Source organism: Sediminimonas qiaohouensis DSM 21189, from assembly GCF_000423645.1.
Lineage (GTDB): Bacteria > Pseudomonadota > Alphaproteobacteria > Rhodobacterales > Rhodobacteraceae > Sediminimonas > Sediminimonas qiaohouensis.
This window is the reverse complement of record NZ_AUIJ01000004.1, coordinates 119321-142514: the sequence shown is the minus strand read 5'-3', so window position 1 is coordinate 142514 and position 23194 is coordinate 119321. Positions and strand designations below refer to the sequence as shown.

Below are 23194 nucleotides of genomic sequence, written 5' to 3'. Positions count from 1 at the left end.
ACGCAGTCACGCCCCCCCGCATTCCTACCTGCTGGGACGATATCATGCTGCACTATACGCTACAGCGCGCGGCGCTTGCCGTGGCAATTGTATTCGTCGCGATTTCGGCGCTCTACATGGTCATGATCACGCTGCCGGGCGATCCCACCTCGGTGCTGCTGGGGCCGCGCGCCACGCCCGAGATCCGCGCCGAGTTCCGCGCGCAGATGGGCCTGGACGACCCGGTGCTGATGCAACTGGCGCAGTTCTGGGGCCGCGTGTTGTCGGGGGACCTGGGCACCGATTATTACCGCGATCGCCCTGTTGCCGACGCGGTGATGGGCGCCTTGCCGCATACCGTTGCGCTTGTGGTGGGGGCGATCGTATGGTCCGCCACCCTGGGCATCCTGCTGGGCGCATTTTCCGCCGACAATCGCAACACCTGGCTTGACCGGGTTTCGGGCGTGTTGTCCGTGGGGTTCATCGCCGCGCCGTCCTTCGTGGTGGCCCTTTATGCGCTGCTGTTCTTCGCCGTCACGTTGGGATGGTTCCCCACCATCGGCGCGGGCGAGCCGGGCGATCTGGGTAGCCGCCTTTACCACCTGGCGCTGCCGTCCTTCGCCATCGGGCTGGCTTGGGTGGGGTACGTCGCGCGGATCGTGCGCGCCTCCATGCTCGAGGCATTGGGCGAGAACTACATCCGCACCGCGCGCGCCTTTGGTCTGCCGCGCAGAAAGGTTATCTACAGCTACGCCTTGCGCGTGGCGATCCTGCCGGCGGTGCAGGTGCTGGGCGTCGGTATCGGCGGCATGCTGTCCAGCGCCGTGTTCGCCGAGATCGTGTTTTCGCGGCCCGGTATCGGCTCGCTGATCTACGATTCCGTCTCGGGTCGGAATTACCCGCTGGTCATGGGGGCGATGCTGGTTGCAATCGGCTTTTTCGTCACCTGCGCGCTGGTTGCCGACCTGATCAATGCCGCCCTCGACCCTCGCCACAGGAAGCTCTCATGAAACCGTTTCGCAGAACGCTTGCCGGGCGGCTGCTGGCCGATCCGCAGGCCGCCATCGCGATGCTGATCATCGCCGCGCTGGTCCTTGCGGCCGTGTTCGCCGATCTGGTCGCGCCCTATGACTATTCCGCGATGAACCTGGCCGACAGGTTCGCGCGCCCCTCGGCCGACTATTGGCTGGGCACCGATAACCTTGGCCGCGATACCTTTTCGCGGCTGCTGCAAGGTGGGCGCATCGCGCTTTACGTGGCGCTTACCGCCGTGAGCGTTTCGGCGCTGATCGGGTTGGCCCTGGGGATGATCGCGGGCTACGGGCCGCGGTGGCTGGACAATGTGCTGCTGTTTTCCTTCGACACGCTGCGCGCCTATCCCACCATCATTCTTGCACTGGCGCTGGCCGCGCTGCTGCCGCGGGGCCTGTCGACCGTCATCATCGTGGTGGTTATCACCTCATTCTCGGAATACGGGCGGGTGGTCCGCACGCAGACGCTGTCACTCAAACATGCCGAATTCATCCTGGCCGAACGCGCAATGGGCGCGGGCTTTGGCCGGATCGTGTTTCATCACTTGCTGCCCAACGTGCTGGGGCCGTTTTTTATCCTTGCGGCGATGAACCTGCCGGTGGTCATCACCATCGAGGCGGGGATGAGTTTTCTCGGCATCGGTGTGCCGCCGGGCACGCCAAGCTGGGGCGCCACGCTCAAGGACGGGTTCGATCACATCCGCACGACGCCCTGGATCATTATCGCCGGGGGCTTGCCCCTGATCCTGGTCACGCTTGGCTTCACCTTCCTGGGCGAGGCGCTGCGCGATCAGCTTGACCCGAAACTGCGGAGGGGCCGATGACCGATACCCTGACCATTGAACGCCTTTCGGTCCGCTACGACACCGACAAGGGCCCGCTTGAGGCGCTACGCGACGTCAGCATGAACGTCCCCGCCGGGCAGATCGTCGGCGTGGTGGGCGAATCCGGCTGCGGCAAATCCACGTTGATCTCGGCGCTGCTGCACCTGCTGCCGGAAAACGGCCGCGTCAGCCATGGCGCGATCCGGCTGGAGGGCGACAACATCGTTGGCGCGCCGCCCCGCCGCCTGCGCGATCTGCGCGGGCGCGACATGTCGGTCGTGTTCCAGGACCCGATGACCTCGCTCAACCCGGTGCTTAGCATCGGCCGCCAGATGCGCGATATCCAGTACCGCGATGGCGGAAGCCGCACAGAGAAGGATCGCCGCTCAGCCGAGATGCTGGGCCGTGTCGGCCTGCCTGATCCCGATGGCAAGCTGTCCTTCTACCCGCACGAGTTGTCCGGCGGCATGCGTCAGCGAGTTGCCATCGCCATGGCCGCGATGATGCAGCCCAAGCTGCTGATTGCGGATGAGCCGACAACCGCGCTCGACGCCACCCTCGAAGTGCAGATAATCGAGCTGTTGCAAGAGCTTCAGCGGGAGCTGGGCTGCACCATCCTGTTCATCTCGCACCATCTTGGCGTCATTGCCGAGCTGTGCGAGCGGGTCGTCGTCATGTATGCCGGCGAAACGGTCGAGGAGGGGCCCGTCGCCGACGTGTTCCTGAACCCCGCGCATCCCTACACCCGCAAGCTGATTGAATGCGACCCCGGCCGCCTGAAGCAGCGCGCCGAAACCCTGCCCGCGATCGCCGGTAGCCTGCCGGACCTGACGGATCGGCCCAAGGGCTGTATTTTCCGCGACCGCTGCGATTTTGCGACCGATGCCTGCGCTGACCGACCCGATCGGTATTTCGTGGATGATACCCATTGGGCCGCGTGCCACCACACGGACGAGGTGCGCAAATGACCCAGCCAATCCTGACACTCAAGGACGTCGTTGTTGAATTCCCCGGCCTGCGCGGCCTCAAGGGCCTGATGGCCCCGCCCGAACAGCGCCACGTGCAGGCGGTCGCGGGCATATCGCTTGATGTGCAACCGGGCGAAACCGTCGCCATCGTCGGCGAATCCGGGTCGGGCAAGACGACGCTGGCGCGCGCAATCAACGGCCTTGTCCCGCTGGCCGGCGGCGAGGTCTGGTTCGACGGCATGCCACTGCACGAACGTCCCGACTGGCACGCCGTGCGCCGCCGCGTGGCAATGATGTTCCAGGATCCCAGCGGATCGCTCAGCCCGCGCAAGACCGTGCGCGATCTGGTGCTTGAGCCCTTCGCGATCCACGGCATCAAGCTGGACGATCCCGGCGCAAAGGCCGCGGATCTGCTGGCCACGGCGGGACTTGGCCCCGATTTCCTGGCCCGCTACCCGCACCAGCTATCGGGCGGGCAGGCGCGGCGCGTTGGCGTGGCGCGCGCCCTGGCGCTGGACCCGGCGATGGTGCTGGCGGACGAGCCGACGGCGGGCCTTGACGTGTCGATCCAGGGCGAGATCCTGAACCTTCTCAACCGCATCAAGGCACAGCACGGCCTGACCACGGTGATCATCACGCACAACCTCAACATCCTGCGCCACGTGGCCGACAGGGTGGCGGTGATGTATCTCGGCCGCATCGTCGAGTTGGGCGAGGTCGAGCAGATCCTGTCAACCCCGGCGCACCCGTATACCCGCGCCCTGATGGCCGCCAACCCCGAACCGGACCCGACCGCGCGGCACGAGCGCATCACGCTCAAGGGCGAAACGCCCGCCCTCAACGCGCGCCCATCGGGGTGCGAGTTCCACCCCCGCTGCCCGGTGGCCCGCCCCGAATGCGCAGAGCGCGCGCCACTGCTGGGCCCCACGCCCGGAGCCGGGCAGGTCTCCTGCCATTTTCCCATCCACAAAGACGAGATGAATACCGCATGAGCTACGGCATCTATATCGGGCGAAACCACACCGCCGACGGCAACCCCTACCTTGCAGGTTATGGCGATGAGCCGTCCAGCCATTGGCTTGAACTGGTGTCCGCCGCCACCCACGCCCCGGACGCCACGATCGAGGTGGGCGTCACCCCCCGGTCCGATCTTCCGGGCGAGCGGGGCCATATCCCGCAGGCCCCCCAAACAGCGCGACACCTGCGCGTCAGCTATAGCTACTATCTCGGCGTGCCTGCCCCGATCACCAATGGCGGGCTGAATGAGCACGGCGTCGCGGTGCGCGATATCTGGTCCGATAGCCGCGCCGAGCTGATCGCGATGACACCCCCCGATCAGACCGGCCCGAACTATTCCGACCTCGCCCGCCTGGTGGTGGAACGCGCCCGCACCGCGCGCGAAGGCGTCGACCTGATCGCCGAGCTGATCGCCGCGCACGGCTATTCCTGCTACGGCGGCAATTCGCACATCATCGCCGACCCGGACGAGGCATGGGTCGTGATCGAATACCCCGGCGGCAAAGGCCTCTGGGTGGCCGAGCGCCTTGGCCCCGATAGCATCCGCGCCTCGCGCCCCGGCTATATCGGCGTGATCCCCGATGCCCCGACCGATGACTTCCTGTTTCCCGATCACTTCATCGAAACGGCGATCGATCTGGGCTGGTACGATCCCGCGCAAGGGCCGTTCGATGTCAACGCCGTCTATGGCGATGGCAAGGGCCGTTGGGACGGTGTTGCCTGGATCGAGGACGAGATGCACAAGCGCGCCAGCAGCCCCTCCAAGGTCACGCTGGCCGATGTGTTCTGGTCCATTTCCACGGCTACACTCACTGGGGATACGGCGGGGTATGGTCAGGTCGTGCCGCTAACGCATCCGCGCCATTCCTCGCTACGCATGATGTGGCATGCCCCTGTCGGGCCGGTCACTGCGCCGCTGATGCCGGTGTTCCTGGGGCAGACGGATGTTCCGTTGGAATACGGCCCGCATCGCTACCTGACCACCGGCGAAAGCGCCCGGTTCCTTGATACCCGCCACGCCGATCGCCGGCCTGATACCGTTTCGCATGTCAGCCAAGGCGCCGAGGTCACGCGCAGCGCCGCCTACATTTTCAAGCGGCTGATGCATCTTGCCTTTCAGGCGCAGGATCCGCTCCTGCCCGAGGTGTGGGATCATTGGCGCAGCCTCGAATCCGCCCTGACCGCCGAGGTCGCCGATGTCCTGCGCAGCGCCGAGATCCTGCTTGACGCGGGTGCACCGGATCTGGCCGCGCGCCTGTTGACCGAACACAGCCGCGCCCGCCTGATGCAGGCCCTCGCCGATGCCGAAGCCCTTGTCGCCAGCGCCGAGGCGCGCTTGCGCGTCGCGGGCCGGTTCAATCTGTCGGGGCCGCCGATGGCGCCTGCGCAGACTTGGTAGCGTGCGGCATTTGACGCACGTGTGGGGTGGCGGGCTTGAGCGGATATAGGGCGATCAGCTGAGAAGCCGCGCAGTGCCCGCCCGCCACGCCAGAGGATTGCCGACGATACGCCGCGCACCTCTGGTGCGACGGGGGCGGTCGGGCGCTGCGCGGCGGCCTGCGGCCTTGATTCCACCCATTCCCGGCATGACAGGCCAGATAACCAACTGCCGCTGCCGGACAGTAGGACAGGGATCACTGGACGCGCCCCGCCCTTCGGCGCTATGGATAAGACCCGCCGCACCCGATGCGCGCGGCCGACTACGCGACAAAGGGGCGATCCGATGACCGAATCAATGCGCGCCATTGAAATCACCACGCCCGGCGGGCCCGATGTGCTGCAGCTGACCGAAAGGCCCGTGCCCACGCCCGGCCACGGGCAGGTGCGTCTGCGCCTTGCTTATGCCGGGGTCAACCGCCCCGACGCCTTGCAGCGCGCCGGGGCCTACGCGCCGCCGCCCTCGGCCAGCGATCTGCCCGGGCTTGAGGGCGCGGGCGAGGTCGCGGCGGTCGGCCCCGGCGTCGATACCCTCTCGGTCGGCGATCGGGTTTGTGCCCTTCTGCCCGGCGGCGGCTACGCCGAACAGGTCGTCACCCCCGCCGCGCATTGCCTGCCTGTGCCCAACGGAATGGACCTGAAACAGGCCGCCTGCCTGCCGGAAACATACTTTACCGTATGGTCTAACGTGTTCATGCGCGGCGGATTGATCGCGGGCGAGCGGTTTCTCGTCCATGGTGGCTCGTCGGGCATCGGCACCACCGCGATCCAGCTTGCCCGCGAGTTCGGCGCACGGGTCTTCGCCACCGCCGGAAATGACGACAAATGCGCCACCTGCACCGAGCTGGGCGCAGAGCGCGCGATCAACTACCGCCGTGAGGATTTCGTCACCGTTCTCAAGGACGAAGGCGGCGCGAACCTGATCCTCGACATGGTCGGCGGCGATTACATCCCCCGCAACATACGCGCGCTGGCCGACGATGGCCGGCTGGTGCAGATCGCCTTCCTGTCGGGCCCCAAGGTCGAGCTGAATTTCGCACAGGTGATGGCACGGCGCCTGACCATCACCGGATCCACCCTGCGCCCGCAATCGGACCTCGCCAAGGCCCGCATCGCCGAGGCCCTGCGCCGCGATGTCTGGCCGCTGCTGTCCGCGGGCCGCGTCGGCCCGGTGATGGATAGCGAGTTCCCCCTCGACCAAGTCGGCCGCGCCCACGCCCGCATGGAAGGCAGCGACCATATCGGCAAGATCGTCCTGGCTATCTGAGCACCCCCAACGGGTTTCTTCTGGCCCCCGATATCCTCGCCGAAGGCATCCGGCCTTGCGTCCCGCGCAGCGGCCAGCCTCGGCGCGCCACCTATCGGCGCGCGTCCTCAAGGATCATGTCGGCGGCCTTCTCGGCGATCATGATGGTCGGCGCGTTGGTGTTGCCGCTGGTAATCACAGGCATCACGCTGGCATCCACCACCCGCAGCCCGCCGATCCCGCGTAGCCGCAGGCGCGGGTCAAGCGGCGCGGCGTCCTCGGGCCCCATGTGCACCGTGCCCACCGGGTGAAAGATGGTCGTGCCGATGTCGCCCGCAGCGTGGGCCAGCTCGGCATCGGTTTCGGCTTGCGGGCCCGGCTTCATCTCTTGCGGGGCGTAGCGCGCCATTGCCGGCTGCGCCATGATTTCGCGCACCTGCCGGATCGCCGCCACCGCCACCGCGCGGTCGGCGGGCGTTGACAAGTAGTTCGGTGCGATGCGCGGCGCCTCCTGCGGGTCGGGCGCGGTGATCTCGACCACGCCGCGGCTTTCGGGGCGCAGGTTGCACACGCTTGCGGTGATCGCCGGGAAATCGTGCAGCGGCTGGCCGAACGCCTCCAGCGACAGCGGCTGCACGTGGTATTCCAGGTCCGGCGTCGCCAGTTCCGGCCGCGAGCGCGAGAACGCGCCAAGCTGGCTGGGCGCCATCGACATCGGCCCGCCGCGCCGCAACAGGTATTCCAACCCGATTCGCCCCTTGCCCCACACCGAATTTGCCAACGTATTGAGCGTCTTGCCCCACTCCAAACGCCAAGAGCAGCGCAGTTGCAGATGGTCCTGCAAGTTGCCGCCGATCGCCTCATGCCCATGCACCGGCGCGATCCCCGCACGCCGCAGTACCTCCGCCGGCCCGATCCCCGACAGTTGCAGTATCTGCGGGCTGCCGATCGCCCCCGCCGACAGGATCACCTCGCCGTCCGCGCGCGCCGTTTTCACGGTGCCGCCCTGCCGGTACTCGACCCCAACGGCGCGCCCCTCCTCGATCAGCAGGCGCTGCGTATGCGCGCGCGTCTCGACCCGTAGGCCCGCGCCGCGCGCGGCGGTGCGCAAAAACGCCTTGGCGGTGTTCATCCGCCACCCGCCCCGCTGGTTCACCCGAAAATAGCCGACCCCCTCGTTGTCGCCGGTGTTGAAATCGCTGACTTCCGGCAGGCCCCACGCCGCGGCGGCGGCCTTCCAGTCATCCAGAACGTCCCAGTGCAGACGCTGGTTTTCCACGCGCCATTCGCCGCCCGCGCCATGCATCTCGTCGGCGCCGTCCACGTAATCCTCGGACCGCTTGAAATACGGCAGCACGTCATCCCAGCCCCAGCCGGTATTGCCCATCTGCCGCCAGCCGTCATAATCCGCCGCCTGGCCGCGCAGGTACAGCATCCCGTTGATCGAGCTGCACCCGCCCAGCACCTTGCCCCGCGGATATAGGAGCGACCGCCCGTTCAATCCCGGCTCCTCGGCGGTGCGCAGGCACCAATCCGTGCGCGGGTTGCCGATGCAATAGAGATACCCCATCGGGATGTGCACCCAGTGGTAGCTATCCTTGCCGCCTGCCTCAAGCAGCAGCACCTTGTGCCCCGCCTCCGATAGCCGCTTGGCCAGAACGCAACCGGCACTGCCTGCGCCGACGATGATGTAATCCCACGCCATTCATCCCCTCCTGTTTGCGGCAGATTGGGCTATGACGTAGGCGTTGGCAACTCGGTCACGGACGACCCCCTTTTCGCGTCCTCAAACAGGTAGCGCCGTCGTCTTGAACACCGTCCGCAGCGCAAAGCTCGATTGCATCTGCACCACGCCGGGCAGGCGCGACAGGTGCTGGCGGTGGATGCGGGCGAAATCCTCGGTGTTCTCGGCCACCACCTTCAGGATGTAATCCGCCGTGCCCGCCATCAGGTGACATTCCAGAACATCGGGAATGCGTGTCACCGCCCGCTCGAACGCGTCCAAAACCTCGTCCGCCTGGCCCGACAGGGTGATCTCGACGAAAACGGTCGTCGCCATGCCCATCTTGCGCGCGTTCAGTAGCGCCACGTAATCGCGGATATATCCCTCCGACTCCAGCCGTTGCACCCGCCTGTGGCAGGCACTGGGCGACAGGTTCACAGCCTCGGACAGGTTGGCGTTGGACATACGCCCCCGTTTCTGCAATTCCCTGAGAATGCGCCGATCTGTCGGATCAAGGGCCATATGCGCACGAACCTTCTGGTATTTGTCATATCTTGCGAAGAATATTCACATATTAACCCATTTGACGAGGCAAATTTCAAACCTTTTTCACGGCGCATGCGCTAATATGCCTAAAATATAGGCGATTTTGAAACGTGGAGGAGACCCAAATGAAGATTGGATGCCCAAAGGAAATAAAACCGCAGGAATTCCGCGTCGGTATGACGCCGAATGCCGCGCAGGAGGCCGTGAACCACGGTCACGAGGTCCTGATTGAAACCGGCGCCGGCGATGGCTCGGGCTTCGCCGATGACGCCTATATCGCTGCGGGCGCGCGCATCCTTGGCACCGCCGAAGAGGTCTTTGCAACCGCCGACATGATCGTCAAGGTCAAGGAACCGCAAGCGGGCGAGCGCAAGATGCTCCGCGAGGGGCAGCTTCTGTTTACCTACCTCCACCTCGCCCCGGACGAGGCGCAGACGCGCGATCTTCTTGCCTCCGGCTGCACCGCCATCGCCTATGAAACCGTCACCGATGACAATGGCGGCCTGCCCCTGCTGGCGCCCATGTCCGAGGTCGCGGGCCGTCTGGCGCCGCAGGTCGGCGCATGGACCCTGCAAAAGGCCAATGGCGGGCGCGGCGTGCTGATGGGCGGTGTGCCGGGCGTTCCGCCCGCAAACGTCGTGGTGATCGGCGGCGGCGTCGTCGGCACCCACGCCGCGCGCATCGCCGCGGGCATGGGGGCGGAGGTGACGGTGCTTGACCGCTCCCTCCCGCGCCTGCGCTATCTCGACGACGTGTTCGGCGGCACCTTCAAGACCGGCTATTCCTCCTCCGGCCTGGTCGAAGAGTTGCTGCCGCGCGCCGACATGGTGATCGGCGCGGTCCTGATCCCCGGCGCCGCCGCGCCCAAGCTGGTGACCCGTGCACAGCTCTCGTCGATGAAACCCGGTGCCACGCTGGTCGATGTCGCCATCGACCAGGGCGGGTGTTTCGAGACCTCGCACGCCACCACCCACCAGGACCCGATCTACGAGGTGGACGGCGTGATGCATTACTGCGTCGCCAACATGCCGGGCGCCGTGGCGCGCACCTCGACCATCGCGCTTGGCAATGCCACCATGCCGTTCATGCTGGCGCTGGCCGACAAGGGTTGGAAGCAGGCCTGCGCCGACGATCCGCACCTGCTTGAGGGGCTGAATGTGCATGCAGGGCAACTCACCTACTACGCGGTTGGCAAGGCGCTCGGAATCGACGTCGTGTCGCCGCAAAAAGTGATCAAGGGCTGACGCCTTTAACCACTTGTTCACAACGCGCGGGTTCAAGGGCCGAAACGTACGGAGTGTACGTTCCGGCCCTTGACTATTGTACGGCTCGCGGCGCGCCTATTTCGTCTTCTTGATCTCGACGCTGTGCGGATACGGGATGGTGATGCCGCCCGCGTCAAACGCCTCTTTCACCGTCTTGGTCAAGTCGAACTTCAACGGCCAATAATCGCCCGCGTCACACCACAGCCGCGCCGTCAGATCGACCGAGCTGTCGCCAAGGTTCGTCACCCGCACCCATGGCTCCGGCTCGGCATGAACGCGCGGATCGTCGCTGGCAATTTTCGTAATGATTTCCATAGCTTTGTTGGCATCATCATCATAATCGATGCCGAAAGTCAGGTCACAGCGCCGGGTGTCATGGGCCGAGTAATTGGTGATGATCGCGCCCCAGGCCTGCCCGTTTGGAATGATGATCTGCACATTGTCCGGCGTGACCAGTTCGGTGAAAAACAGGTTGAGGTCCTGCACCGTCCCCGCCGTGCCACCGATGCTCACGTATTGGCCAAGCTTGTAGGGCCGGAACACCACCAGCATGACCCCCGCCGCCAGGTCGCTCAAAGTCCCCTGCAGCGCCAACCCTATTGCCAGCGTCGCCGCGCCTATCACCGCGACCAGGCTGGTCGCCTCTATCCCGAAAAGACCAAGCACCGCCACCAAAACCATGAGCAAAATCACCCACTTGACGATGGAGGCGACGAAATTCCCAAGGGTCTGATCGATCCGCGGTGTGGCATTGATCCGGCGCCGCAGCATGCCGCTGATCATACCTGCCGCTGCCCATCCGGCGATGAGAACGACAATCGCCTTGATCACGTTGAATGCAAACGGCGCATAGCCGCCAAGTTGTTCCATCATTGATATGCTCCTCGTGTTCGCGCGCACCTCCACAGAGGTGCCCAAGATCCATATCTGACACGCAAATCCCTGCGGACACTAGAAAAAACCGGTGTTCCTTCTGGCCCTAAATATCCCGGGGGGCCGCGCGGCACGCGCGGCGGGGGCAGCGCCCCCAACTGCGAATCACCCTTGGTCAGGCAGCGCGCCGGTCAATACATAGCGCAGGATCTCGACCACCTCCCGCGGCTCCCGCGCCACGGCCAAGGCGGCGGCATCCACCTCTTTCAGGGCGTGATCATGCTCGGGTTGTTGAAGTATTATCAATGACTTGCCAAGCGCGGCAGCCTGCCCTGCATCAAAGGCGGCGTTCCACTGGCGGTACTTTTCGCCAAAACGCACGACAACGACATCGGCCTCGGCAATCCCCTTGCGGGTGCGGATGGCATTGATCATTGCCCCCTTGTGGTCGTGCCAATACTTGTCCGCTTCGGCGCCCAGAATCGCCACGCCGCAATCATCGCTCGCCGCGTGGTCGGTCACGGGCGCGTCGAATGCCACGTCCAGACCTTTCGCCCCGTCAATGATCTGTTCGCGCCAATCGGTGTGGATTTCACCGGAGAGATATACCCTGAGCATCAAGAATTCCCTTTCGTAACCTCGCCAGCCTTAGCCGCGCAACACGCCGCCGGTGGCCTTCTGAACTTTCTCGACCACCTTTGCGCCTACGGCTTCAATGTCGGCTTCTTTCAGTGTCTTTTCAGTGGGTTGCATGCGCACTGTGATCGCGATGGATTTCTTCCCTTCGCCCAGGCTGCCGCCGATGAACTCGTCGAAAACGTGGACGTTCTCAATCAGGGTCTTGTCTGCGCCAGCCGCCGCATTGACCAGGGTCAGCGCCTCGACGTCCGCATCCACGATAAAGGCAAAATCGCGATCCACCGCTTGTAGGTCGCGCAATTCCAATGCCGGCCGCGTTGTCGCCTTTCGCCGCGCCGCCGGTATTTCAGCAGGCCAGACGCTAAACGCCACGGCGGGCCCCTTCACATCCAGTTCTGACAGGACACGCGGGTTGATTTCGCCGAAAATGGCCAGCTGTTTCTTTGGTCCAAGGCAGATGGCGCCATGCCGTCCCGGATGCCACCAGCCGGGCCCATTGCGCAGCACTTGCGTCTTGGCGGGCGCGCCAAGGGCGGACAATAGCGCTTCGACATCGGCCTTGGCATCGAACAGGTCAACGGGGCGCGAGGCCCCATGCACGTCGCGCGGGCCGGTGCGCCCGACCAAAAGGCCAGCCACCTGCAAATGCTGCTCATCCGGCTCGCCGCCATGAAAGGCGGGGCCGACCTCGAACAGCGCCAGATCGTTCAGCCCCCGCGCCTGGTTGCGCGCGGCGGCCTGCAACAGTCCCGGAAGCAGATCAGGACGCATGTGGCTCATCTCCGAAGAGATCGGGTTTTCCAGCATGGTCGCATCATCGCCGCCACCAAATAGCTGCGCTGCGGTATGGTCAATGAAGGTGTAGGAGACACACTCGTTGTAACCCAAAGCCGCCGCCGTGCGCCGCGCAACCTGTTGGCGCTTTTGCATCGGGGACAAGATTGGTTTGGGCACGCCGATCGTGGCGCGCGGCAGGGGCTTGCCTTCAAGCCTGGTAAGCGACGCGATGCGCGCCACCTCTTCGACAAGGTCCGCTTCGCCCTGCACATCGGGCCGCCACGAGGGCACCCAGGCCATGTCGCCCTCAAGCTTGAATCCCAGCGATTCCAGTGTCTTGCGCTGCTCCGCTTCGGGGATTTCCATGCCCACGAGGCTTTGAACCCGGGCGGGGTCAAGGCGGTAGCTGCGCGAGACGTTGGGCACTTCGCCGGCAACGGTCACGTCGGAGGCAGTGCCGCCGCACAAGTCGATGATCATCTGAGTGGCCAGTTCGACCGCCTCCATGTTGAAGGCCGGGTCGATGCCGCGTTCATTGCGATAGCGCGCGTCCGAGTTGATCTTGAGCGCGCGGCCGGTCATCGCGATCTGCACGGTTTCCCACACGGCCGCCTCAAGGAACACGTTCACCGTCTCCCCGGTGCAGCCGGTCGCCAGACCACCCATGATGCCGCCGATGCTCTCAATGCCGTTGTCGTCGGAAATCACGACTTGGCCCGCATCGAAGGTGTAGTCCTTTTCGTCCAGCCCGGTCAGCGTCTCACCGCCTTGTGTGCGGTGAATGCGCAGGTTTCCCTGCACCTTGTCGGCGTCAAACACATGCAGCGGGCGGTTGCGGTCGAAGGTGAAAAAGTTGGTCACATCCACCAGCGCGCTGATCGGGCGCAGGCCGATGGCGCGCAGCCGGTCCTGTAGCCATTGGGGGGACGGGCCATTCTTCACACCCCGGATCAGGCGCCCGGCGAACACTTCGCAGCCGTCTTGCCGGGTGTCGTCGTCAATCGTCACGGTGATCGGGCAGGGGCCGTCGCCTGCGACATGCGCCGTTTGGGCGGGTTTCATCGTGCCGAGGCCCCGCGCCGCCAGATCCAGTGCGATGCCGCGCACGCCAAGCGCGTCGGGGCGGTTGGGGGTGATCGCGATTTCAATCACCGGGTCCACCTTGGCCGGATCGTTCGCGGCCAGCCAATCGGTGAACGTCTCACCCACCTCGCCCGAGGGTAGCTCGATAATGCCTTCGTGTTCGTCGCTGAGTTCCAGCTCGCGTTCCGAGGCCATCATGCCGTGGCTCTCAACGCCGCGGATCTTGCCGACGCCGATTGTGGTGTCGATGCCGGGCACGTGGACCCCGGGCTTGGCGATCACCACGGTGATACCCTCGCGCGCGTTCGGGGCGCCGCAGATGATCTGCGACATGCCGGCATCGGTCTGCACCTGGCAAACCTTCAGCTTGTCTGCGTCGGGGTGTTTTTCGGCCGATACGACCTTGCCGATGGTAAACTCGGACAACCGCGCGGCAGGGTTTTCGACGCCTTCGACTTCCAGCCCCAGATCGGTCAGGGCATAGGTGATTTCATCGAGGCTCGCCTCGGTGTCGAGGTGATCCTTCAGCCAGGAGAGGGTGAATTTCATATTGCGGCCTCCGAGGACGGACAGATGAAAACGGACGAGCCCGTATGCGCCGCACCAGTTGCGCAGCGACTGCGGAAATGGGTGGGTGCCCCCTGAAAGAGCAAGACAGCATTCACCGGCTCAGCCCCCCGTGCAGCGTGGGCACATCCAGCGCGGCAAAGCCGTAGTGGCGCAGCCAGCGCAGGTCGGAATCGAAGAACGCGCGCAGATCGGGGATGCCGTATTTCAGCATCGCCAGCCGGTCGATCCCGATGCCAAACGCAAAGCCCTGCCATTCGTCGGGGTCGATGCCACCGGCGCGCAGCACCTTGGGGTGGACCATGCCGGAGCCCAGCACCTCCATCCAGTCGTCGCCTTCGCCGATGCGCAACTGCCCGTCCACCCACGAACACTGAATATCCACCTCGGCCGATGGCTCGGTGAAGGGGAAGTGCGAGGCGCGGAACCGTGTCTTGATGCCGTCGATCTCGAAAAAGGCGGCAAAGAATTCTTCAAGCACCCATTTCAGGTTCGCCATCGAGATATCCCGGTCGATCGCCAGCCCCTCGACCTGGTGGAACATCGGTGTATGCGTCTGGTCATAGTCGGCGCGGTAAACGCCGCCGGGGCAGATCACGCGCAGCGGCGCGCCCTCGGCCTCCATCGTGCGGATCTGCACCGGGCTGGTATGGGTTCGCAGGACGTGAGGCGGGCGATCATCACCTTCTGCGCGGTGCATGTAGAAGGTGTCCATCTCGGCGCGCGCGGGGTGGTGCGAGGGGATGTTGAGCGCGTCGAAATTATACCAGTCGGTATCGATGCGCGGCCCCTCGGCCACGGCAAAGCCCATGTCGGCGAAGATCGCGGTCACTTCCTCGGTGACCTGGCTGACGGGGTGCACGGTTCCGCGCCGCTTGTGCCGCGCAGGGAGCGTGACATCCAGCCATTCGCCGCGCAGCCGTTCATCCAGCGCGGCATCGGCCAACGCCGCGCGTTTCGCCGCGATCGCCGAGTTGATCTCGTCCTTGAGCGCGTTCAGCGCCGGACCGGCCGTCTGGCGTTCCTCTGGCGTCATGCGGCCGAGTTCCCGCATCTTCAGGCTGATCTCACCTTTCTTGCCAACCGCCTGCACGCGCAGATCTTCAAGCGCAGCCTCGTCGGCGGCGTTGGCTATGGCGGTGATGTACTTGTCCCGCAGCTGGTCCATGGCTTACTCCGTCAGGTTCCGTGGCTTGCTACCCACAAGCGCCGCAGGGCGCAAGGGTGGGCGGCGCGACTGCCCGCAAATAAGAAAAAACGCGGGCCCCTCGGGGGACCCGCGTCAAATGCGTTGGCGGTGCGATCCGGATCAGTTGAGGGCGGCTTTGGCCTGATCAACGATCGCGCCGAATGCGTCGGGCTCGTGCACGGCCAGGTCGGCCAGAACCTTGCGGTCCACCTCGACACCGGCGAGCGACAGGCCGTTGATGAAGCGCGAGTAGGTCAGCGATTCATCGTGGGCGCGCACGGCGGCGTTGATCCGCTGAATCCACAGCGAGCGGAAATTCCGCTTGCGGTTCTTGCGGTCGCGCGTGGCGTATTGGTTGGCCTTGTCTACGGCCTGACGTGCTACCTTGAAGGTGTTCTTGCGGCGGCCATAGTAACCGGACGCGGCCTTGACGACCTTCTTGTGGCGGGAGTGGGTGACTGTTCCACCTTTTACTCGGGACATTGTGGCTCCTCCTTAGCGGTCGTAGGGCATCATCGACTTGACGATTTTCTCGTCTGCCGTCGACATGACAGTGGTTCCGCGCGCGTTGCGGATGAACTTCTTGGTGCGCTTGATCATGCCGTGGCGCTTACCCGCCTGGGCGTGAAGGACGCGACCGGAGGCCGTCACCTTGAACCGCTTCTTGCAGCTCGATTTGGTCTTCATCTTGGGCATTTCCGTCTCCTCTCAGATCGGTTCGGATTTACGCGACTCGGCATGCCACTTCGGGCCGGCCGCGCAGACGAGTGCGGCGTATACGCCGGGTAGGGGGCGCTGACAAGGGGGAATTCAGCCGATTATCATGGCCAGAACCCGAATGAAGGCGCGCGGAATGTCCTGAACGGTGTACCCTCCCGGGTTCTGCGACAGGGCCCAGGCCACCATTGCGCCCCCGGCCAACATCACTACTGCCGCGCCGCGTGGCGTTTCTCCATCCGAATAAGAGCGTATCGCGGATGTAATCGCGAATACCGCCAGGATCAGGCCGGTGACAAGAAGGACATCATTATCCATTGAGTCATTCCTCAGACAGCCGAGGGTATGCCAGACTACTCCGGATCGGACGCGTAAATCAATCGTTCGGCGCAAGGGGCAACGCGTAGTATGTTCGTCGTGCCCGGTACGTTGAATGGCACCCCGGCGATCACCAGGATCTGATCATCCTCGGTGGCATACCCGCCCTCGCGCGCGGCGTGGGCGGCGCTGACGACGGCCTGCTTGAACCGCTCCAGCTCGTCGGTGATCACGCAATTGACGCCCCATGTCAGTGCAAGACGGCGGGCGGTGCTACGTATCGGGGTCATCGCGATGATCGGCACGCGGGGGCGTTCGCGCGCGATCAATAGCCCGGTCGTCCCGGAATGAGTGAAGCAGCAGATCACAGTGATTTCGGTGGTTTCGGCAATCTCGCGCGCCGCGGCGACGATCCCGTCGGCGACGGTGGTGCGATCGGCGCGGCGGCTTGCCTCGATCACTTCGCGATAGGTCGTGTCTTCCTCGACTTCGCGGGCGACGTTGTCCATCGTCGTAACCGCCTCGATAGGGTAGCTCCCTGCCGCGGACTCGGCCGATAGCATGACCGCGTCGGCGCCTTCGTAGATTGCGGTGGCCACATCCGAGACTTCGGCGCGGGTGGGCATCGGCGATTCGATCATGGATTCCAGCATCTGCGTGGCCACGATCACGGGTTTGGCCGCGGCGCGGCACTTGCGAACAAGGCGTTTCTGGATTGGCGGCACGTTTTGCACAGGCAGTTCCACGCCCAGATCGCCGCGTGCCACCATGATCGCGTCACTGACCGCGAGGATATCGTCAAAGCATTTCACGGCTGCGGGCTTCTCGATCTTGGACAGAACCGCTGCGCGCTCTCCCACCAGCGCGCGTGCCTCTTCGACATCTGCGGGGCGCTGTACAAAGCTGAGTGCAACCCAGTCCACGCCCAGGTCGCAGACGAACTCCAGATCACTGCGATCCTTGTCCGACAGCGCGGCGAGCGGCAGGACGACATCGGGCACGTTGACCCCTTTGCGGTTGGAAATCGTGCCGCCGTTGACCACGACGCAATCGGCGAAATCCGGGCCGCAGCTATCGACCCTGAGGGTGATTTTCCCATCGTTGATCAGGACACGTGTGCCCGGTTCGATAGCGGCGAAAATCTCGGGGTGCGGCAGGCAAGCGCGCGCATTGGTGCCCTCGGCCGGGTCCAGATCAAGGCGAAAGGTGGCGCCCTCTTCCAGTGTTTCCTCGTCATTGGCGAAGGTCCCCACGCGCAGCTTGGGCCCTTGTAGATCGGCCAGAATGCCGATCGTGCTGTTCAGGTCCTGCTCGACCCGGCGGATTATCTCGTGCCGCGCGCGGATCTCTTCGTGGTCGCCGTGGCTCATATTCAGGCGGAACACGTCTGCGCCAGCTTCATGCAGCATCTTTATCGTGTCATAGTCGTTCGAGGCCGGGCCAAGCGTCGCCACAATCTTTACGTTTCGAAAGCGTCTCATGTCGTCATCCCTTGTTGCGGCGGCATTCAATCGCAGTGTTAGCGGTAACGACTGCTCGGCGGCCTTATCGCGTATTTTCGCTGTTTCGGCAATGGTTCCATTCCGGCGCGGTTTGTCCCTAATCCTCGCAAAAAGTATTGGGAATTTCCATGACACAAGATCCGTTTTACATGTTCGGCGCCGATCGATGCGGGCGATGGTTGGTGCCTTGCGATCATGCCACAGTATGGCGCCGCTATTCGTCAGCGGCTGTCCGATGTCGATATGGCGCGCGACATCGCCTATGCTATCGGGGCGGCGAGAGTGGGAGCGGGCCAACATACTGGTTGAACCGCGCTATGACCTGATTGAGAATGCCGCGCACCCAAAGGTGTGGGCCAATCACCTGGCGCCGGTCCTGGCCAAAGCGCTGGTGCGCACGGGGCTGTGAACATAGGGAGGGATACCAATGGACGACGCGACTCGAACGGAACTGGAGGCGGCCGCCTTTCGCCGGTTGCGGCAACACCTGATGTATGATCGCCCTGACGTTCAGAATATTGATCTGATGAACTTGGCCGGGTTCTGCCGCAATTGCCTGAGCCGATGGTACCAGGAAGCGGCCGATGCGCGCGGCATCACCATGACCAAGGATGAGGCACGCAGGATTTTCTACGGCATGCCCTACGATGAATGGAAAGAGCAGCACCAGAGCGAGGCAAGTCCGGAAAAGCAGGCGGAATTCCGTGACGCGTTTGCGCGAAACGTCGGCAGCGAGGGTAGCTGACGCGGGGGTTACCGCATCAGCAAGACGGGCACGAGGCAGGTACGGATCATTTCCGAAGTCGTGGACCCGATGACAAGGCTGCGGATGCGGGAATGCCCGTAGGCGCCCATCACCAGCATATCCATGTTTTCGGTCTTGACGAATTCACCCAATACGGTCTCGGGTTGCCCCTCGACAATGCGGGCCTGCGCGTCGTGGTCACCTGCGGCCAACGTGGCGCGCGCGTCCTCAAGGCCCCGCCGCAACGTGTCGGACGGCGTCCCGACCGTGAGGACAACGACGTCGCAGTCGCTGAACAGCGGGTCGCGCGCCACGTAATCAACCGCTTGCATGGCGGATACGCCGCCGTCAAAGGCGATCAGCACCCGGTGCACCGGACGAAACGCGCGGGAGGCGACGAAAACCGGCTTGTGACAGGCGCGGATGATCCGTTCGAGGTTTGAGCCAAGATGCAGCTTGGCAAAATCCGCGGCCTCTCCGCGTTTGCCGATGACGATCATCTGGGCCTCGGCTTCTTTCTCGGCAATGGTCTCCACGATATCGCCGTGGCGCAGGCGTGTCGCGACTTCGCTTATGCCCTGTGCCTCGATCAGTGCCTTGGCGTCCTCGAGAATGGCGCGTCCCTGGGCCTGGGCCAGCTTGGCGCGCTGTTCGTCCAGCGTGCTGAGTTGCTCCAGCAACCTGCTGCGCGCGCCCAACTTGATTGCCCCGCTTAGGTCACCGGCACTTTGGGCCTCGCGCCGTCCAAGCACGTGGTAAAGCTCAATCGCCGCGTCCGTACGCTGCGCGATCCAGGCCGCGTGATGGCAGACGCTTTCGGAATAGGCCGAGCCGTCAATCAAGGCCAGTATCTTGTCGCTCATTGGATCGTGCTCCTTCAATGGCCCATCAGCTTGTCCATGGCGCCCGGTTTGTCGTGAATGGCGAGGCGGTCGACGATCGTCTCGGATGCCCTGTTCATACCTACAAGATCCACCTCGGCGCCCTCGCGGCGGAACTTGAGCACGGCCATGTCCAGCGCTGCAACCGAAGAGATGTCCCATATGTGCGCGCGGCTGACATCGATGGTGACTTTCTCCAGGGCTTCACGAAAGTCGAATGCCTTCATGAAGTCCTCAGCGCTGGCAAAGAATAGCTGCCCTTCGACTTGGTAAGTGCGGTGGCGCCCGTCCGAAGTGATGGTGCTGTTCACGGCAAAGAGCTGTGCGATTTTCCCTGCAAAGAATATTCCCGACAAAAGAACACCGACCAGCACGCCAATGGCAAGGTTGTGGGTGTAGACCACGAAAAACACCGTTGCCAGCATAACCACCGAGCTTGATCGGGGATGATCACGCAGATTGCGCAGGGATGACCATGAAAACGTGCCGATGGAAACCATGATCATGATCGCGACCAGTGCCGCCATCGGGATCTGTGCGACCAGATCACCAAGAACAACAACCATGAACAACAAGAACGCACCGGCCGAAAAAGAGGACAGCCGCCCCCGCCCGCCGGATTTGATATTGATGATCGATTGGCCAATCATCGCGCACCCCGCCATGCCGCCGATGAACCCGGTCGCGGTGTTGGCAATCCCCTGTCCGATGCATTCCTGGTTTCGATCACTGTTCGTGTCGGTCAGGTCGTCCACGATTTGCTCGGTCATCAGGCTTTCCAGAAGGCCCACAACGGCAACGGCGACGGAGTAGGGGAAGATGATCCTGAGGGTGTCAAACGTCAGCGGCACCTCTGGAAGAAGGAAAACCGGCAATGCGTCCGGCAACTCGCCCATGTCGCCAACCGTTCGCACATCCCAGCCGAACAGCATGACGGCCGCGGTCAATGCCACGATCGCAATCAGGGGGGCCGGCACCGCGCGGGTGATTTGCGGAAACAGGTATATGATGGCCAATCCAGCCGCGACCAACGCATAAGTCAGCATCGGCACGGCGCGAGGGTCCAGTTCTGGCAGCTGCGCCATGAATATGAGGATCGCCAACGCGTTGACGAACCCCGTCATGACCGAGCGCGATACGAACCGCATCACGTAGCCCAGCCTGAGCAGACCCGCGCCAATCTGCAATAGCCCGGCTAGCACGGTGGCTGCCAAGAGGTATTGCAGGCCATAGTCCTTGACCAATGTCACCATCAGAACCGCAGTCGCTGCCGTCGCCGCCGAAATCATTCCCGGTCGCCCACCAGTGATCGCGACCAGCACCGCAATCGAAAATGACGCGTACAGCCCCACCTTTGGATCAACGCCGGCGATAATCGAAAATGCGATCGCCTCGGGGATCAGGGCAAGCGCGACGACAAGGCCGGCAAGGATGTCACCGCGGACATTGCCAATCCACTGCTGGCGGTAGGCGGAGAGCGAGATCATGGCGGTACCCGAATAACTGGCCTCGCGCTCTGCCATGGGCCGGCGAGCGGGGGCTTGTGCTGTTTTGTGGTGTCGCCCGGCTTTGTGTCGGCGTCTTCAAGACCGCCAAACGGCGCGACCGGGCAGTAGTCGACTGCGCGCCGCTGTACATAGCGGAGCCGACTGCTGCAACCGGGAAGTGATCAGGCGCGTTCGTCCTTGGGCGAACCCATCACCACGTAGGAGGTGATCGCGTTCACCTGCGGCAGGGTTCCCAGCACGTCGGTATGGAACCGCTTGTAATCGGCCATGTCTGCGACCTCGATCCGCAAGAGGTATTCAACCGCGCCAGTGATATTATGGCATTCGCGCACCTCGGGGGCGTGATCCATGGCGCGCTCGAACGCCTCTTGTGCGGATTTGTTATGCGCGTTCAGCCCCACAGTGACATAGGCCAGAAACCCCACGCCCATTGCCGCCGGCTCCAGAACGGCGCGAAACCCGCGGATGACGCCGCGCCGCTGCAAATCCTGCACCCGGCGCAGGCAGGCTGAGGGGGATAGCCCCACGCGCTCTGACAGGACGGTGTTGCTGAGTCTTCCGTCGTGTGAGAGCTCTTGCAATATTCGGCTGTCAATGGCGTCTATATCATTCCTAAATTGCATGGTTCGCTTCAAATCCCGCATTTTTGCAATTTCATTCCCGGTAAAATAGCAATAATCCGTCTGCATGACGATAGATGTTTTCTTTGCGCTTGCCGCCTTCGCCTTTGTCTCGGTGATCACGCCGGGGCCGAACAATCTCATGCTGATGACCTCGGGCGCCAATTTCGGGCTGCGCCGTACGGTGCCGCATATGCTGGGTGTGGGGTTGGGGTTCCCGATGATGATCGTGCCGGTCGGGCTGGGCGTGATGCAGGTTTTCGATCTTTGGCCGGTCACGCATGTCGCGCTCAAGGTGCTGTCGGTTGTCTACATGCTCTGGTTGGCATGGAAAATCGCGCACGCAAATGCGCCCGCCGAAGCAACGACAGAAGGGCGGCCCCTGACGTTTTTGCAGGCAGCCGCGTTTCAGTGGGTCAACCCCAAGGCGTGGTCGATGGCGCTTGGTGCAATCACGCTCTACGCCGCAAGCCGCGACATAGGGGCGATTCTGTGGGTGGCGGGCACGTATGTCGCAATGGGGGTCATTTCGACAAGCAGCTGGACGGTGATGGGGCAGCAACTCCGCCATATCCTGGCGAACGAGCGGCGGTTGCGTGTGTTCAACTGGACGATGGCCGGGTTATTGCTGGCGTCACTAATCCCTGTCTTGATGCCTGCGGGCTAAAACGGCGGCAAGAAGTCTGCAACCGAGAGCACGCGATGTTGCATCCCGCGTTCAGGACAGCCATATATCGCGGCATAGCTTTGGCCGGAGTGACGCAATGACCAACTACCTCGATTTTGAACGCCCCCTCGCCGAGATAGAGGGCAAAGCCGAGGAATTGCGCGCCATGGCGCGGCAGAACTCCGAGATGGATATCGAGGAAGAAGCGAAGGCGCTGGACAAAAAAGCCGCCGACATGCTGCAGGATTTGTACAAATCACTCAGCCCTTGGCGCAAGTGCCTCGTCGCGCGGCACCCTGATCGGCCCCATTGCAAGGACTATATCGAGGCGCTGTTCAATGAATACACGCCGTTGGCGGGGGACCGGAACTTTGCCGATGACCATGCGGTGATGGGCGGGCTTGCACGGCTCGGAGATCGCGCAGTCATGGTGATCGGTCATGAAAAGGGTTTCGACACCAAATCGCGCATCGCACGCAACTTCGGCATGGCGCGGCCTGAGGGATACCGCAAAACGATCAGGTTGATGGATATTGCCGACCGGTTTGGTTTGCCGGTTGTGACATTGGTCGATACCCCCGGCGCTTATCCTGGCAAGGGCGCAGAAGAGCGCGGCCAGTCCGAAGCCATCGCGCGCAGCACCGAGAAGTGCCTGCAACTTTCCGTGCCGATGGTAAGCGTCATTATCGGGGAAGGTGGATCAGGTGGCGCTGTCGCGTTCGCCACCGCCAACCGCGTTGCGATGCTGGAGCATTCGATTTATTCGGTCATCAGCCCGGAGGGCTGCGCATCAATCCTCTGGAAAGATGCGGAAAAGATGCGCGAGGCGGCCGAAGCGCTCCGATTGACCGCGCAGGATTTGATCAAGCTGGGCGTCGCGGATCGCACCATTCCCGAACCTTTGGGCGGCGCACACCGCAACCGCGAGACGGTGATAGCGGATGTTGGATTGGCTATTGAGGAGTTGCTGGCGGATCTTGACGGCAAATCCGGCAAGAAGCTGTTGGAAGAGCGTCGCCGCAAATACCTTGATCTGGGCTCAAAAGGCCTCGCGGCCTGATCCTCTCGGCAT

Annotated in this window: 24 protein-coding genes; 11 read left to right on the top strand and 13 right to left on the bottom strand. The window is 63.5% G+C overall.

The window, feature by feature from the left end; genetic code table 11:
- Nucleotides 1-44 precede the first annotated feature (44 nt).
- The 6 genes from G568_RS0105815 to G568_RS0105790 all read left to right on the top strand — a co-directional run bounded on the left by G568_RS0105815 (nucleotide 45) and on the right by G568_RS0105790 (nucleotide 6523).
- On the top strand, nucleotides 45-989 hold the full coding sequence (locus tag G568_RS0105815; protein ID WP_026757145.1) for an ABC transporter permease: 945 nt from the start codon (nucleotides 45-47) through the stop codon (nucleotides 987-989).
- Nucleotides 986-1834 carry an ABC transporter permease gene (locus G568_RS0105810; RefSeq protein ID WP_026757144.1) on the top strand — a complete coding sequence of 283 codons (849 nt, stop codon included), beginning with the start codon at nucleotides 986-988 and terminating at the stop codon, nucleotides 1832-1834. The genes G568_RS0105815 and G568_RS0105810 overlap by 4 nt, the downstream gene beginning before the upstream one ends.
- Entirely contained in the window at nucleotides 1831-2802 is a 972-nt protein-coding gene (locus tag G568_RS0105805; RefSeq protein ID WP_026757143.1) for an ABC transporter ATP-binding protein, read from the top strand. Before G568_RS0105810 ends, G568_RS0105805 begins: the two co-directional genes overlap by 4 nt.
- Nucleotides 2799-3794, top strand: a complete 996-nt coding sequence (locus tag G568_RS18360) for an oligopeptide/dipeptide ABC transporter ATP-binding protein (protein WP_026757142.1) — start codon at nucleotides 2799-2801, stop codon at nucleotides 3792-3794. The genes G568_RS0105805 and G568_RS18360 overlap by 4 nt, the downstream gene beginning before the upstream one ends.
- Entirely contained in the window at nucleotides 3791-5218 is a 1428-nt protein-coding gene (locus tag G568_RS0105795; protein ID WP_026757141.1) for a C69 family dipeptidase, read from the top strand. The genes G568_RS18360 and G568_RS0105795 overlap by 4 nt, the downstream gene beginning before the upstream one ends.
- Nucleotides 5219-5542: 324 nt before the next feature.
- The gene (locus G568_RS0105790; protein ID WP_026757140.1) at nucleotides 5543-6523 is read left to right on the top strand and encodes an NAD(P)H-quinone oxidoreductase; all 981 of its coding nucleotides are present in this window, start codon (nucleotides 5543-5545) and stop codon (nucleotides 6521-6523) included.
- A gap of 91 nt (nucleotides 6524-6614) precedes the next feature.
- Here G568_RS0105790 and G568_RS0105785 read toward each other — a convergent pair whose 3' ends face one another.
- The gene (locus tag G568_RS0105785) at nucleotides 6615-8207 is read right to left on the bottom strand and encodes a GMC family oxidoreductase (protein ID WP_026757139.1); all 1593 of its coding nucleotides are present in this window, start codon (nucleotides 8205-8207) and stop codon (nucleotides 6615-6617) included.
- Between the two features lie 81 nt (nucleotides 8208-8288).
- A complete protein-coding gene (locus G568_RS0105780) occupies nucleotides 8289-8747 on the bottom strand; it encodes an Lrp/AsnC family transcriptional regulator (RefSeq protein ID WP_026757138.1) in 459 nt (152 codons plus the stop codon).
- Nucleotides 8748-8896: 149 nt separating this feature from the next.
- Here G568_RS0105780 and ald point away from each other — a divergent pair, with 149 nt between their 5' ends.
- A complete protein-coding gene (gene ald, locus G568_RS0105775) occupies nucleotides 8897-10015 on the top strand; it encodes an alanine dehydrogenase (RefSeq protein WP_026757137.1) in 1119 nt (372 codons plus the stop codon).
- Nucleotides 10016-10111: 96 nt separating this feature from the next.
- Here the strand turns inward: ald and G568_RS0105770 are convergent, their stop codons facing one another.
- The 8 genes from G568_RS0105770 to pyk form a co-directional block, all read right to left on the bottom strand.
- Nucleotides 10112-10909, bottom strand: a complete 798-nt coding sequence (locus G568_RS0105770; protein ID WP_037373742.1) for a mechanosensitive ion channel family protein — start codon at nucleotides 10907-10909, stop codon at nucleotides 10112-10114.
- 165 nt (nucleotides 10910-11074) lie between these two features.
- The gene (locus G568_RS0105765) at nucleotides 11075-11527 is read right to left on the bottom strand and encodes a YtoQ family protein (RefSeq protein ID WP_026757135.1); all 453 of its coding nucleotides are present in this window, start codon (nucleotides 11525-11527) and stop codon (nucleotides 11075-11077) included.
- 30 nt (nucleotides 11528-11557) lie between these two features.
- Nucleotides 11558-13957 carry a phenylalanine--tRNA ligase subunit beta gene (pheT, locus tag G568_RS0105760; RefSeq protein ID WP_026757134.1) on the bottom strand — a complete coding sequence of 800 codons (2400 nt, stop codon included), beginning with the start codon at nucleotides 13955-13957 and terminating at the stop codon, nucleotides 11558-11560.
- 112 nt (nucleotides 13958-14069) lie between these two features.
- Nucleotides 14070-15143, bottom strand: coding sequence for a phenylalanine--tRNA ligase subunit alpha (gene pheS / locus G568_RS0105755; protein WP_026757133.1), 1074 nt, complete (start codon nucleotides 15141-15143; stop codon nucleotides 14070-14072).
- A 141-nt stretch (nucleotides 15144-15284) separates the two neighbouring features.
- Nucleotides 15285-15647, bottom strand: coding sequence for a 50S ribosomal protein L20 (gene rplT / locus G568_RS0105750; protein ID WP_026757132.1), 363 nt, complete (start codon nucleotides 15645-15647; stop codon nucleotides 15285-15287).
- A gap of 12 nt (nucleotides 15648-15659) precedes the next feature.
- Nucleotides 15660-15860 carry a 50S ribosomal protein L35 gene (rpmI, locus tag G568_RS0105745; RefSeq protein ID WP_026757131.1) on the bottom strand — a complete coding sequence of 67 codons (201 nt, stop codon included), beginning with the start codon at nucleotides 15858-15860 and terminating at the stop codon, nucleotides 15660-15662.
- A 114-nt stretch (nucleotides 15861-15974) separates the two neighbouring features.
- Nucleotides 15975-16199, bottom strand: coding sequence for a hypothetical protein (locus G568_RS0105740; RefSeq protein WP_026757130.1), 225 nt, complete (start codon nucleotides 16197-16199; stop codon nucleotides 15975-15977).
- A 35-nt stretch (nucleotides 16200-16234) separates the two neighbouring features.
- Nucleotides 16235-17680 carry a pyruvate kinase gene (gene pyk, locus G568_RS0105735; RefSeq protein ID WP_026757129.1) on the bottom strand — a complete coding sequence of 482 codons (1446 nt, stop codon included), beginning with the start codon at nucleotides 17678-17680 and terminating at the stop codon, nucleotides 16235-16237.
- A gap of 256 nt (nucleotides 17681-17936) precedes the next feature.
- Between pyk and G568_RS0105730 the strand changes: the two genes are divergently transcribed.
- The gene (locus G568_RS0105730; RefSeq protein ID WP_211222239.1) at nucleotides 17937-18110 is read left to right on the top strand and encodes a hypothetical protein; all 174 of its coding nucleotides are present in this window, start codon (nucleotides 17937-17939) and stop codon (nucleotides 18108-18110) included.
- A gap of 18 nt (nucleotides 18111-18128) precedes the next feature.
- Entirely contained in the window at nucleotides 18129-18446 is a 318-nt protein-coding gene (locus tag G568_RS0105725; protein WP_026757127.1) for a DUF1244 domain-containing protein, read from the top strand.
- Between the two features lie 8 nt (nucleotides 18447-18454).
- On the opposite strand, the gene G568_RS0105720 is transcribed toward G568_RS0105725, so the two are convergent.
- The 3 genes from G568_RS0105720 to G568_RS0105710 all read right to left on the bottom strand — a co-directional run bounded on the left by G568_RS0105720 (nucleotide 18455) and on the right by G568_RS0105710 (nucleotide 21458).
- On the bottom strand, nucleotides 18455-19309 hold the full coding sequence (locus G568_RS0105720) for a universal stress protein (RefSeq protein ID WP_026757126.1): 855 nt from the start codon (nucleotides 19307-19309) through the stop codon (nucleotides 18455-18457).
- Nucleotides 19310-19323: 14 nt separating this feature from the next.
- A complete protein-coding gene (locus tag G568_RS0105715) occupies nucleotides 19324-20814 on the bottom strand; it encodes a SulP family inorganic anion transporter (protein WP_026757125.1) in 1491 nt (496 codons plus the stop codon).
- A gap of 182 nt (nucleotides 20815-20996) precedes the next feature.
- Nucleotides 20997-21458: an Lrp/AsnC family transcriptional regulator gene (locus tag G568_RS0105710; protein ID WP_037373760.1), complete on the bottom strand. Its 462-nt coding sequence runs from the start codon at nucleotides 21456-21458 to the stop codon at nucleotides 20997-20999.
- A 64-nt stretch (nucleotides 21459-21522) separates the two neighbouring features.
- Here G568_RS0105710 and G568_RS0105705 point away from each other — a divergent pair, with 64 nt between their 5' ends.
- Both G568_RS0105705 and G568_RS0105700 read left to right on the top strand, forming a co-directional pair.
- Nucleotides 21523-22122 (top strand): LysE family translocator, encoded by a 600-nt coding sequence (locus tag G568_RS0105705; RefSeq protein WP_026757123.1) that lies wholly within the window; start codon nucleotides 21523-21525, stop codon nucleotides 22120-22122.
- 97 nt (nucleotides 22123-22219) lie between these two features.
- Nucleotides 22220-23182: an acetyl-CoA carboxylase carboxyltransferase subunit alpha gene (locus tag G568_RS0105700; protein ID WP_026757122.1), complete on the top strand. Its 963-nt coding sequence runs from the start codon at nucleotides 22220-22222 to the stop codon at nucleotides 23180-23182.
- Nucleotides 23183-23194 lie beyond the last annotated feature (12 nt).